The sequence below is a fragment of the Acinetobacter sp. YH12152 genome (assembly GCF_013418285.1).
Classification (GTDB): domain Bacteria; phylum Pseudomonadota; class Gammaproteobacteria; order Pseudomonadales; family Moraxellaceae; genus Acinetobacter; species Acinetobacter amyesii.
Map to the genome: position 1 here is coordinate 26,352 of NZ_VPCH01000037.1, position 13,008 is coordinate 39,359.

Annotated in this window: 9 protein-coding genes; 4 read left to right on the forward strand and 5 right to left on the reverse strand. The window is 40.0% G+C overall.

Annotation, left to right across the window (positions count from 1 at the left end; genetic code table 11):
• The first annotated feature begins 11 nt into the window (after positions 1-11).
• Genes hscB through fdx form a run of 3 tightly spaced genes read left to right on the forward strand, consistent with a single transcriptional unit; the run spans position 12 to position 2,781 of the window.
• Positions 12-527 carry a Fe-S protein assembly co-chaperone HscB gene (gene hscB / locus FTU83_RS12030; RefSeq protein ID WP_078188669.1) on the forward strand — a complete coding sequence of 172 codons (516 nt, stop codon included), beginning with the start codon at positions 12-14 and terminating at the stop codon, positions 525-527.
• 39 nt (positions 528-566) lie between these two features.
• The gene (hscA, locus tag FTU83_RS12035) at positions 567-2,426 is read left to right on the forward strand and encodes a Fe-S protein assembly chaperone HscA (protein WP_180004650.1); all 1,860 of its coding nucleotides are present in this window, start codon (positions 567-569) and stop codon (positions 2,424-2,426) included.
• Between the two features lie 16 nt (positions 2,427-2,442).
• A complete protein-coding gene (gene fdx / locus FTU83_RS12040) occupies positions 2,443-2,781 on the forward strand; it encodes an ISC system 2Fe-2S type ferredoxin (protein WP_078193483.1) in 339 nt (112 codons plus the stop codon).
• 172 nt (positions 2,782-2,953) lie between these two features.
• On the opposite strand, the gene FTU83_RS12045 is transcribed toward fdx, so the two are convergent.
• From FTU83_RS12045 to aspA, 5 genes are all read right to left on the reverse strand, one after another.
• Positions 2,954-4,420 (reverse strand): adenylate/guanylate cyclase domain-containing protein, encoded by a 1,467-nt coding sequence (locus tag FTU83_RS12045; RefSeq protein ID WP_180004649.1) that lies wholly within the window; start codon positions 4,418-4,420, stop codon positions 2,954-2,956.
• 61 nt (positions 4,421-4,481) lie between these two features.
• Complete coding sequence (locus FTU83_RS12050; protein WP_067762788.1) at positions 4,482-4,916, reverse strand: HIT domain-containing protein; 435 nt, start codon at positions 4,914-4,916, stop codon at positions 4,482-4,484.
• A gap of 223 nt (positions 4,917-5,139) precedes the next feature.
• Positions 5,140-8,607, reverse strand: a complete 3,468-nt coding sequence (gene mfd, locus FTU83_RS12055; RefSeq protein ID WP_180004668.1) for a transcription-repair coupling factor — start codon at positions 8,605-8,607, stop codon at positions 5,140-5,142.
• 179 nt (positions 8,608-8,786) lie between these two features.
• Positions 8,787-9,143, reverse strand: coding sequence for a hypothetical protein (locus tag FTU83_RS12060; RefSeq protein ID WP_078193486.1), 357 nt, complete (start codon positions 9,141-9,143; stop codon positions 8,787-8,789).
• Positions 9,144-9,478: 335 nt separating this feature from the next.
• Entirely contained in the window at positions 9,479-10,927 is a 1,449-nt protein-coding gene (aspA, locus tag FTU83_RS12065; RefSeq protein WP_180004648.1) for an aspartate ammonia-lyase, read from the reverse strand.
• 423 nt (positions 10,928-11,350) lie between these two features.
• Between aspA and putP the strand changes: the two genes are divergently transcribed.
• Positions 11,351-12,853, forward strand: a complete 1,503-nt coding sequence (putP, locus tag FTU83_RS12070) for a sodium/proline symporter PutP (RefSeq protein WP_180004647.1) — start codon at positions 11,351-11,353, stop codon at positions 12,851-12,853.
• The last annotated feature ends 155 nt before the right edge of the window (positions 12,854-13,008 follow it).

Sequence of the window (13,008 nt, forward strand, 5' to 3'; positions counted from 1 at the left end):
CACCATCTCCCATGAATCATTTTGAGTTGTTTAACTTACCTGTAGCACTCGATATTGATTTAGCAGTTTTAAAATCTGAATTTTTAAAGTTGCAGCAACAATATCATCCAGATAAAGCCGAAGACAAAGATCTAGCCCTGATAAAATCTAGTGAGATTAATCAAGCATTTAAAGCTTTATCCAATGTTGATAGCCGCGCTGCATATCTTTTAAGTCTCAAAAAACAAGATTATCACCTTGATCAATCGATTAGTGATTTTGAGTTCCTACAAGATGCCTTAGAAATTCGTGAACAGTTAGATGAGGCAGGCTCTGCTGATGACCTCACTTCACTTAAAACTGAAGTTCAGCAATGGATTGACGGTTTGGTTCGTGAATTCAAGATTGATTATGACGACGAAGACTGGGCTGAAGCACGTGATACCGTACGTAAATTACGCTTCTTCCAAAAAGTAATGGCTGACATCGATAAAGCTGAAGATCGCTTCTTAGACGACGATAGCTTTGATTTAGACGATGATTTTTAATTTATTTTTTATATTTGACGTTCAAAGGATGTAACACACATGGCTCTCTTGCAAATTGCAGAACCTGGTCAATCAAGTGCGCCGCATGAACACCGCATCGCAATTGGTATCGATCTTGGGACTACACACTCTTTAGTAGCCACGGTACTTTCTGGTAAAGCGAAAGTGCTTAACGATGAACATGGTCGTGTGTTACTCCCTTCTATTGCACACTATGGCGAATCCACTACGCAATATGGTGACGACGCAAAGGCATTCTTAACGACTGATCCTAAAAACACCATCGTTTCTGTAAAACGCTTTATGGGTCGCTCTAAAGCAGATATTAAATTCCAACACCCGTACAACTTAGTCGGTGAAGGGAATGAAATGCCTGCTTTTGAAACTGCACAAGGTCGCAAAACACCCGTTGAAATTTCTGCTGAAATTTTAAAACAACTCAAAGACCGTGCAGAAAGCAGCTTAAATAATCCAGTAAATGGTGCCGTCATTACTGTGCCTGCCTATTTTGATGAAGCACAGCGTCAAGCAACGCGTGATGCGGCTCAGCTTGCAGGTTTAAATGTACTACGTCTATTAAATGAACCGACTGCTGCTGCAGTGGCTTATGGCTTAGACCAAGACACCAATCTTGCACATGATCAAAACTATGTGATCTATGATCTGGGTGGTGGTACTTTTGACGTTTCAATTTTACGTTTCTCTCAAGGCGTTTTTGAAGTTCTAGCAACGGGTGGCCACACGGCGCTTGGTGGTGATGACCTAGACCGTCTGATTGTAAAATGGGCAAAAAAACAACTGAATATTGGAACTTTAGATGATGCTGAATATGCACATTTCATCGTTTCTGCTCGTAAAGCAAAAGAAGCTCTAACCGAGGCTGAATCTGTAGTGCTTAAAGTTCTTGATCAATCATTGACTTTAGACCGCCCTACTTTTGAATCCATCATCAAAGTTGCTTTGGATAAAACTATCAGCGTTTGTAAACGTGTCATGCGTGATGCCAAGCTTGAACTCAGCGATATTCAAAATGTGGTATTGGTCGGTGGTTCTACCCGCTCGTATGCTGTACAAAAAGCTGTTCAAGATGTCTTCAATCAAGAACCACTCTGCACAATTAACCCTGATGAAGTTGTGGCCATTGGCGCCTCGATTACAGCGAACCAGCTTATTGGTAACTCTAAAGATGGTTCATTGCTTTTAGACGTCACACCGCTTTCTTTAGGTTTAGAAACCATGGGCGGTTTGGTTGAGCGCCTTATTTCGCGTAATACAGCTATTCCAGTGGCTCGTCGCCAAGAATTCACAACCTATCAAGATGGTCAAACAGCGATGTTGATTCATGTTGTACAAGGTGAACGAGATCTAGTTGAACATTGCCGTAGTCTAGGTCGTTTCGTGCTTCGTGGTATTCCACCGATGACTGCGGGTCAAGCGCGCATTGAAGTGACTTTCCAAGTTGACGCAGATGGTTTACTCACGGTGTCTGCCAAAGAAACCACTTCTGGTGTGCATGCCCAAATTGACATCAAACCTTCTTATGGTTTATCTGATGCCGACACTGAACGCTTACTGATTGATGGTTATAAGTTTGCTGAAGAAGATAAAAACTTACGTCATCTTCAAGAAACCAAAGTGGAAGCAAAACGTGAACTTGAAGCACTTGATCAAGCACTTAAAGTGGATGCTCAACTTCTCAGCCAAGAGCAACTCAGTTCCCTCACTGCAGCACGCACTGTTTTAGATGCTGCACTTGAAACGACAGATATTAAAGCTATTGAACATGCTGTAGAACAGCTTAAAATACATAGCGATGCATTTGCTGCAGCTCGTATGAATCAGCACATTGATGCCGCATTGAAAGGCACAAAACTCGATGACTGGTCAAACTCAAATTAATTTATAGGTCAAGATTATGCCACGTATTAAAGTACTGCCTCACGCAACAATCTGCCCAAACGGCGCTGAGTTTGAAGTCGAATCAAATGCTAACCTTTGCGAAAGCATGTTAAAAAACGGCATCAAAATTGAACATGCATGCGACATGTCTAAAGCATGCACCACTTGCCATGTGGTTGTACGTAAAGGTTTTGATGGTCTAGATGAAATGGATGATGTCGAAGCAGATCTTCTCGATCGTGCTTGGGGGTTAGAACCAGACTCTCGTCTGTCATGCCAAGTAAAAATTGAAGATGAAGATTTGGAAATTGAAATTCCTAAATACACCATCAACCATGCTTCAGAAAATCATTAATTTATAGATAATTTTCTATAATTAAAAAGCCAGTTTATCGTAACTGGCTTTTTTATACATAAATGTATTCAACATATCAAAAAAGAAGACGTTTTGATAAAAGCATGAATTGTGTTCTTGTTTAAATTTTACGCGATACGATTAGATCTAATTTTATAATGTATATGTGAAATTAAGAGTGAGATTCAGTTTTTTTGACTTCTTCGATCACTTCGTCTTCTAAATTCAGTTTTACGATACCAGCAGAGTTGGTCATTTTTTGCTGAGTTTGTAAGCGTTGAATCATACGTTCTAAAACATGTATTAGTTCAGGATATTCAAAGTTTTGTACTTCATCTAAGTTCAACAATAGATTAAAGCCTTTATATTCGTAGTCAAACCACCGCTGATAATCTGTTTTCTGCGAGGTGTATTTTTCCATCACTTGCCAAGTACGTACTGGGCCTTTGATGCCTTTTAAGAAGATCGGTGCTTTAGGTGCACATAAATAGTCATTTTTCACTAAATGATGCGTATCGTCTGAAATCAAAATTTCATCGACTTCAGCCGCACTTTGCAATCGTGCAGCCAAGTTCGCATCACGACCAACGATGGTATACGCCATACGGTGAGCTGCACCATAGTTCCCAACGTGGCAATACCCTGTAGAAATACCCATACGAATATGTAACGGCGGATAACCCATTTTAATCCAACGTTCACGCAGCAACTTCATTTGCTGACGCATGACCATTGCCATCTCTAAACAAGTTTTTGCATCTTGCTCTACGCCTTGGCTATGTGGATCACCAAAGAAGATTAGAATTGCATCCCCCATAAATTTATCAACAGTCGCTTCATACTGTTTGGCAATCTCAGTCATATGACTCAAATAGTCATTGAGTAGAAATGCTAAATCGTCTGGAATTAATGTTTCAGAAAGCTCAGTAAATCCTTGGATATCGGAAAAGAAAATCGTTAACTTTTTACGTTTATATTCGATTTTAGCTTCAGACTCACCTTTCATAATCGATTGCCAAAGTTGCATAGGCGCATAACGACTCAGCTGATTGGCGAATTCCATATAACGATTCATCTGATCATAATAGTGGTTCTTTTTATTACTCAGAGACTGAACTTGGGTGTGTTGATAAAAAGCCCCTACGCTGAAATATGTAATTAAGCACAGAAAGCCAAGAACGGTTAATTCACTGCTGGTCGACTCAAAATACTCTTGAAAACCAAAGACATAAATATTGCATAAATAAAATACAGTGACGCCAACAATCCCTGCCAAGGACATCATTAAGAAATTGATCTTGTTATAGATTGTTGTGTATAGCAGCGCAAAGACCGCAAGAAAGGTTAAAACAAGACTTAAATGTACCGCAGACATCAGTACAGCAATAACTATGATATCGATCAGAAACAGCACATTGCGTTTAGTTTGATTGCTATATCGATAAATTAGCCAATGGGAAAACTTGGGAACAACTAAAATCAGAAAAAATAAAAATGCAGGAATATAGATTTGATAATGCGTATCTGGTTGGGTGTAGTGATAGACAACAATCACCAAAGACAGCATGATATATCCCATCAAACGATGAAAATATTCAAACTGTTTAGGCTCTTTGCTGATTAAATTGTCTAACGGCACTCGATCGCCCCCATACGGACACTCATTCTTCTACTATCCTGATATTGTCCGTAAATCGGGATTAGTCCATACGCCAATCGAAAGGCATATCACCTTGACCACGTAGTGCAAGCATTAGTGTTTGGCGCATGTGTGCCAAGACATCATTGTTATAAGGAACTGCTGGCGTACCCCAAACTGGTTTCGGCCAAGCCACATCATTTTGATAACGAACAACATGATGAAAATGTAATTGTGGAACCATATTACCCAATGCAGCTACATTCATTTTGTCTGCACGGAATACACGTGACAATTGGCTTGATAACCAGCTTGATTCACGTAAAAACTGCTCTTGGTCTGCCTGACTTAATTCATAAAGCTCTGTAATTCCCGGAACACGTGGAATCAAAATAAGCCACGGGAATTGCATATCATTCATCAAACGACATGTTGACAGAGGAAAGTCGCCTACATAAAACGTATCTTGAGCAAGTTGTGGATGTAAACTAAACATATCTTTATAAATGATGCAAAATTAGAATGATGGCTAATACTATCACATCCTTATGGGTGTGAATATTCTGTACAGAACGTTTCATTACAAATAAACTGCATTTGAATAAAACGTTGCGTGCTTATGACTCTAATAAATTTTTCAAAAAAATCAAGCGTTTCTTCTATATAAAAAACACTCATGAAAATCTACTCATTCTAAACAAGCAATTTATACGCCAAATCTATTGATTTGGCGCCAATTCCTTCAGCAAACTGTCTAATAAGTCATTTATAAATTGAATGCGTTTGTCATATTCTTCGAGCATGACCATCACTTTTAGACGCTGTCCACCTTCCATTCGGAAGAAAGTCGGATGCTTTTGCATCATTTGAATGATCGATATGGCTTGAACTGGTGTATCTGGTGAGAACTCAATACTGCCGCCATGTGAACTGATATCAATTTTTGTGATACCCAATTGTTCCGCTTTTAAACGCAACTGATGGACAGAGAATAATTGCTTGACTGCTTGCGGCGGCAAGCCAAAACGATCGATCAACTCCATACGAATGTTATCGAGTTTCTCTTGAGTATCCGTATTACTAATGCGTTTATAGAACAATAACCGTTGATGTACATCACCTAAATAATCATCTGGAATTAAGGCTGGCATGTGCATGCTAATTTCAGCCGTTAATGACAATGGAGAGTCAAAGTTAGGCGTTTTACCTTTTTGAATGGCTTTGGTGGCTTTTTCAAGCATTTCCATATACAGGCTATAACCGATGGTTTGCATTGAGCCACTTTGCTGTTCACCCAGCAACTCACCTGCGCCACGAATTTCTAAGTCTTCTGTAGCCAACATGAAGCCCGCACCCAAAGTCGATGCACGAGAAATGGCATCTAGGCGTTTTTCAGCATCACCCTTTAAGCCTTTGAGCGAAGGTACAAGTAAATAGGCGTATGCTTGATGGTGCGATCGACCGACACGACCACGTAATTGGTGCAACTGCGCAAGTCCCAGTTTATCTGCACGCTCAATCAAAATGGTATTGGCGTTTGGCACGTCAATCCCAGTTTCAATAATGGTTGAACACACCAGTACGTTATATTCTTTGTGATAGAACTGTTGCATGATTTGCTCTAGTTCACGCTCACGCATTTGACCATGTGCTACCGCAACTCGGGCTTCAGGAACCAATTCACGTAGAGTTTCTGCCGTACGTTCAATGGTCTCCACTTCATTATGCAAGAAATACACTTGCCCACCACGTAACAGTTCACGCAAGATGGCTTCTTTGATCGAATCTCCAGTATGTTCTTGCACAAAGGTTTTCACAGCAAGACGACGTGCAGGCGGCGTTGCAATAATAGATAGATCACGCATACCACTAAAAGCCATATTCAGCGTACGTGGGATAGGCGTTGCAGTTAGCGTCAGCATATCTACATCGGCACGTAAGGCTTTAATTCTCTCTTTATCACGTACACCAAAACGATGCTCTTCATCCACGATCATGAGGCCGAGATTTTTAAATTGCACACTTTCCTGCAAGATTTTATGTGTGCCAATCACGATATCCACTTTGCCTTCTGCGAGGTCTTCAATGGTTTTGGTATGTGATTTTGATGAACCAAAGCGTGAAAGGACTTCAATACGTACAGGCCAATCCGCGAAGCGATCTTTGAAAGACTCGTAGTGCTGCTGCGCCAACAACGTGGTTGGAACAAGTACAGCCACTTGTTTGTTATTTTGTACTGCCACAAATGCAGCACGCATAGCTACTTCTGTTTTACCAAAACCGACATCACCACAAACCAAGCGATCCATCGGCTTCGCTTGTTGCATGTCATAGAGTGTCGCTTCAATAGCATTGGCTTGATCTAGGGTTTCCTCATAGGCGAAGCCACTGGCAAACTGCATATAGAGACTTTGATCCAGTTCAAATCCATAACCCGGTTTCGAGTGACGACGGGCTTGAATATGTAAAAGTTCTGCCGCCACATCATGGATCTGCTCTAAAGCTTTGCGTTTGGCTTTAGACCATGCATCTGTGCCCAATTTATGTAATGGTGCTAGATCTGGGTCACCACCGCTATATCGGCTAATTAAATGCAGGTTTGTCACAGGGACATACACTTTGGCTGCATCGGCATAGTCTAACTGCAAAAATTCATGGTCTTGCTCATCGATACTCAAGGTAATTAAACCTGCATATCGCCCCACACCATAATCAATATGAACCACTGGTGCGCCAATACTTAGCTCGGTTAAACTACGAACTAGGAACTCTTCTGATACTTCCTGTTGGCGTTTACGACGACGTTGAACCACACGGTGTTCATAAAGCTGATTTTCAGAAATTACACTGAGCTTGTCAGTTAACAATAAACCACGATCTAAGGGCGCATTGGTGATCGCAATCGCATGCATAGAATGCATAAAATCATTAAAACTTTCGACCGTCGGGATATCACCCAAACTTGGACGCAATGCATCTTTTAAAGTTTCACGTCGACCAGCGCTTTCAGCCACCAAAAGCACTGGATAATTTGCCGCATCGATATATTGCTTAACAGCATAAAATGGCTTTTCACGTTTTGGATCGACAGGTAAACGGGGTGGAATCTCAGCTACAAGATTGATCACGCCATTGCGTTCATCAAAAGCCTCAGGCGAAGCCACAATACGACGGCAGAGATTTAATTGTTCTAAAACCTGATTTGGTTGTAGGAAAATCTGCTCTGGCGGCAAAATCGGTTGGTCGACATTATGACGGCGGTCTTCATAACGACGCACAATATCCGACCAAAACTGAATCAATGTGTCATCAATAGCTTTATCTGTAATGACAATGCCATTCTCTGGTAAGTACGAAAACAGGGTACTTTGCTCTCTCATGGCATGTTCAGAGAAGAACAACGGAAAATAAAACTCAATACCCGGTGAAGCTATGCCATCTTGTACATCTTGATAAATTGGATTTTTCTTTGGATTTGCTGTCGGAAAATTTTCCGCATATCGATCACGAAACAGTGAACGCGCTTCTTTTAATGGAAATTCTTTTGCAGGTAAAACCGTAAAATGATCTAAATTTTGGGTGGTTCGCTGAGTTTCAGGATCAAAGAATTTGAGGGTATCGATTTCATCATCAAATAAGTCAATACGAATCGGTGAACTTTGTCCCAAAGCGTAAATATCCATGATGCTACCGCGTACTGCAAATTCACCATGATCATAAACAGTATCCACCAAGTGATAACCCGCTTGTACTAATCTTAATTTTTGTTGTTCTATATCAAATTTTTGACCCACTTTAATATCAAAGTGTTCACCTAATACCCAAGATGCCGGTGCAACTCGCTGCGCTAAGGTTGTTGCCGAAATCAACAACACGCCTTGCTGTGGCATATTGGACAAAATCGCCAAGCGCTCAGAAACGATGTCTTGATGTGGCGACAGCCGGTCATAAGGTAAAATTTCCCAATCTGGGAAAATAGTCGGCTTAATTCCGTAAAATTCCAGCTCACTTTCTAACTGCCCGAGATGCTGATTATTACGTGCTACAATCACAAACAACTGTTTCGATTGTTTGCTAATTTCTTTAAATAATAATGCAGCAGATGAGCCTTGTAAGTTTCCGACCCACCGCTTTTCGCCAGCTTTGAGCTGTTTAAGATTGAGTTGTGAAATTTCTTGCTGGAACATGATGTAAATAGCTTTTAATGTTTTAATCACTTGGTGATCATATTAACACGATGCTTTTTACATTCCGAGATTTAAGCAACTATATACAGTGTTTTAACCAATATGGATTTGCGATTGTATTTTCTATTGATGAGTACCATTAATGCACCCATCAAACTCAAACACTGCAGTCCATTCACTTACTTACGATCACGGATGAATTGACGATAATAATCATTCAATAGTTTGACATAGAGTTTAAACTGCAACAGATTTTCTTCAGTATTGCCTAATCGTGCAACAAAGCGTTGACTTGCAATTTCCAAGTCTATTTTTTCATTGATAATCATTGCAGTTGCATAGAGCTGTTTTAAATCATCGAAATTTGTCATTTTTCTATTCGACAGATATTCCATACGTTCAGACAATGTATTTAAAACTACGCCTTCAATGATATAGCCCTGTGTTTCATCATATTGAATGTGGTGTTGTTCTAAGTAAAGTTGCTCAGGCGACTCTTTAGCGCCTTTGAATAAATCGACTAACTTATTAAACATCTGACTATCTACAACATGATAAAAAACCTATTGTACTTCGATTACATCCTTTTTTGGGCAAGTTAAAGTATTTCTGACTTTATCTATGCGCTAAATTTTTCATCCAAACCTTCATGACTATATATAGAACTATAATTACGATCTTAAGCAAATATAGCGTTTTATTTTCAACCCAATACTTTCTTTTAGAAATCTAAAACATCACTGCCATCAGATTAGTTTTCTAGATTTACCACTGATTTCTTCAAATAAAAAACGAAGGATTAACCTTCGTCATTTACTCATCATGGGGCTATTACTCATCATGGGGCTATTTAAAAGTCTTAAATAAGCATTTAACTCACTTGAGCGAGTGGCATACTAAATGGTGTCACTTCAGAAACTAGATTTTCAATCGAGAAAATTTCATCCAATTGACTTACAGTTAACAGCGCTTGCTCTAAAACCACTTGGCGAATGGTTTTATTTTCGGCAATACATTGCTTACCGATTTCATCACATTTTGCATGACCTAAATATGGATCGAGTAAGGTCACGATTCCTACACTACGCATCACAGCATCAAAACATGCTTGCTCATTTGCCTGAATTCCTTGGATACATTTGCTATCTAATGTTTTTACGGCATTCACCAAAAGCTCAATCGATTCATTCATGGACAATGCAATGACCGGCTCCATGACATTTAATTGTAATTGCCCTGCTTCTGCGGCTAAAGTTATGGTTAAATCATTGCCCATCACTCGAAATGCAATTTGGTTGACCACTTCAGGGATCACAGGATTGACCTTTGCAGGCATAATGGACGAACCTGCTTGTAACTCAGGTAAACGAATTTCCGCTAAACCTGTTCGTGGCCCCGAACTTAAAAGACGTAAGTCATTACAAATTTTAGAAAGTTTGACAGCTAAACGTTTTAAGCAACTCGATAATAAAATAAATACGCCACAATCGCTGGTTGCTTCGACATAGTCTTCTGCACCTTGCAATTTTAAACCGGTCAAATGAGCTAGATTTTCAACGGCCTTCGCTGCATAACCCGCAGGAGAATTCACGCCAGTACCAATTGCCGTCGCACCTAAATTAATTTCCAATAAAAGCTGTCGATTTTGCTCAATCAACTTTAAATCTTCTTTTAATAATGTTGCAAATGCTCGGAACTCTTGCCCCAAAGTCATCGGAACAGCATCTTGTAACTGTGTACGCCCCATTTTGATGACATGTTTAAACTCATCAGCTTTAACATGTAAGCTTCCGATAAGTTGATTTAGCACTACAAATAAAGCATCAAAAGCACTATATGTCGCTAGACGCAGCGCTGTTGGATAGACATCATTGGTCGATTGTGACTTATTGACATGGTCGTTTGGATGAATTCGTTGATAACTACCTTTTGCATCTCCAAGTGATTCAAGGGCAATATTGGCAATGACTTCATTGGCATTCATGTTAATAGAAGTGCCTGCTCCACCTTGATAAATATCAATTGGAAATGAATCTGCCCATTGTTCAGGATGATCAATCAATGCATCACACGCCTGCTGAATCGCTTGGCGAATATCATCTTGTATTAAGTTAAATTGATAATTGGTTTCTGCTGACGCTTTTTTTACCTGAGCAATAGCGCGTACAAAGTTTAAATTTTGTCCGACATGCTGCTTTGATATTTGAAAGTTTTCGATGGCACGCAATGTATGTATACCGTAATAACATGACTGCGGGACTGCTTTATCCCCCAATAAATCATGCTCTATTCTCGTTTTTTCCATTTGAACCGTTGTCACTGCGCATTCCCTCTAATTACGCACCAAGACTGTGCATACCTCATATTCGACCTGTTCAAATCATCTCACTACAGATGATGTGATGCACATTTGCAACCAAATATTTCAAATGCACATTTCTTGTTCAATATGTAACATTGTGTAATTTTTACCTAATTTCATTAGTTCTCTTTTTGTGATGAAAAGTCTTAAGTAGATTTACATTTCAAAATTTAAATTCCCTTCTGTACAACATTTCAGCAGCACAATAAAAAATTAGATTTGTAATAAGAAAAAATATCATTTACGCAAAACATACATAAAATATGCTTAAAGGTTACAGAGTGTAATTTTTAAATCGTGCTTGAATCTGCGACTTACGACAGAAGTACAAATTTTCATCTAGGACAGAGATGATTTGCTTTCATTAAGGATGAACTGCCTATGAGCCATTTAAACCCGACATTAGTCACCTTTATTTTTTATATTCTTGCAATGCTTGCCATTGGTTTGTATGTCTACAAAGCTACGCATAACTTTGACGAATACATTTTAGGTGGACGAAGTTTAGGAAGTGTTGTGACTGCACTTTCAGCAGGTGCATCCGACATGAGTGGTTGGCTACTCATGGGTCTCCCTGGTGCAATTTATCTATCTGGTCTTTCCGAAGCTTGGATTGCAATCGGCTTAATTATCGGTGCTTGGTTGAACTGGTTGATCGTTGCTGGTCGCTTGCGTGTTCATACCGAATATCAAAATAATGCCCTGACCCTGCCCGATTATTTCACGAGCCGTTTTGCAGACCGTAAAAAGATTTTACGTATCATTTCAGCTGTAGTGATTTTAGTGTTCTTTGCGATTTACTGTGCTTCTGGCATGGTGGCTGGCGCACGACTTTTCGAAAGTTTATTCGGTTGGAACTACACAACAGCACTGTGGATTGGTGCAATTGCAACCATCAGCTATGTCTGTATTGGTGGATTCTTAGCGATCAGTTGGACCGATACTTTCCAAGCGGGTCTGATGATCTTTGCACTGCTGATCACACCGATCATCGCCTACCTTGCTTTAGGTGATAACAGTCAAAATCTTGCTGCTGTTTTGGAAACAGCTCGCCCACAAGCTTCTAATTTATTTGAAGGTTTAAGTACAGTTGCGATTTTATCCAGCATCGCGTGGGGCTTAGGCTATTTTGGTCAGCCGCATATTTTGGTTCGCTTTATGGCAGCCGATTCTGTTAAATCCATTCCGAATGCACGTCGCATTGGTATGACATGGATGATCCTATGTCTAGGCGGTGCTGTAGCAGCCGGTTATATCGGTATTGCTTACTTCCAAGTTCACCCAGAACTGGCAAGCGTCGTTAATGCCAACCCTGAAACGGTATTTATGGAATTGACTAAAATTCTATTCAATCCGTGGATTGCAGGGATTATTTTAGCCGCAATTTTAGCTGCGGTGATGAGCACACTCAGCTGCCAGTTATTGGTGTGTTCAACCACCTTGACGGAAGATTTGTACAAAGGTTTTATTCGTAAAAACGCATCGCAAAAAGAATTGGTTTGGATTGGACGTGCGATGGTCTTGGCAATTGCCGTATTTGCAATCACCTTTGCAATGAACCCTGCAAGTAAAGTTTTAGGCTTAGTGGCTTATGCATGGGCAGGTTTCGGTGCTGCATTTGGCCCGCTGATTATTCTTTCATTGCTGTGGAAACGTATGACGCTTAACGGAGCAATCATTGGCATGATCGTAGGTGCTGTAACTGTCATCGTGTGGAAAAACTACTTAGGCCACCTTGGTTTATACGAAATCATTCCAGGCTTTATTTTCTCTGCAATCAGTATCGTTGTCGTGAGCTTATTGGGCAAAGCACCAGAGGCGGATGTGGTTGAACGCTTTGAAAAAGCCGAAGCGCAATATCAAAAAGAAATGTCTGAAATCTAAAATTTTTGACACTAAAAAGGGGCTAAATGCCCACTGCTGTCCCACAATTTTTCACAAGAGGAAGCTCATTTGAGCTTCCTCTTGTTTTATGGGTATTTTATCGGGTGAAAATAAAGCTTTTAAAGTTCTTCTTTCAAACAAATTCACTTGAATTA

Bases quoted from the DNA above. Each gene is read 5' to 3' on its own strand.
- hscA (WP_180004650.1), top strand. From the start codon at position 567: ATGGCTCTCTTGCAAATTGCAGAACCTGGTCAATCAAGTGCGCCGCAT.
- FTU83_RS12060 (WP_078193486.1), bottom strand. From the start codon at position 9,143: ATGTTTAATAAGTTAGTCGATTTATTCAAAGGCGCTAAAGAGTCGCCT.
- FTU83_RS12050 (WP_067762788.1), bottom strand. From the start codon at position 4,916: ATGTTTAGTTTACATCCACAACTTGCTCAAGATACGTTTTATGTAGGC.
- fdx (WP_078193483.1), top strand. From the start codon at position 2,443: ATGCCACGTATTAAAGTACTGCCTCACGCAACAATCTGCCCAAACGGC.
- hscB (WP_078188669.1), top strand. From the start codon at position 12: ATGAATCATTTTGAGTTGTTTAACTTACCTGTAGCACTCGATATTGAT.
- putP (WP_180004647.1), top strand. From the start codon at position 11,351: ATGAGCCATTTAAACCCGACATTAGTCACCTTTATTTTTTATATTCTT.
- mfd (WP_180004668.1), bottom strand. From the start codon at position 8,607: ATGTTCCAGCAAGAAATTTCACAACTCAATCTTAAACAGCTCAAAGCT.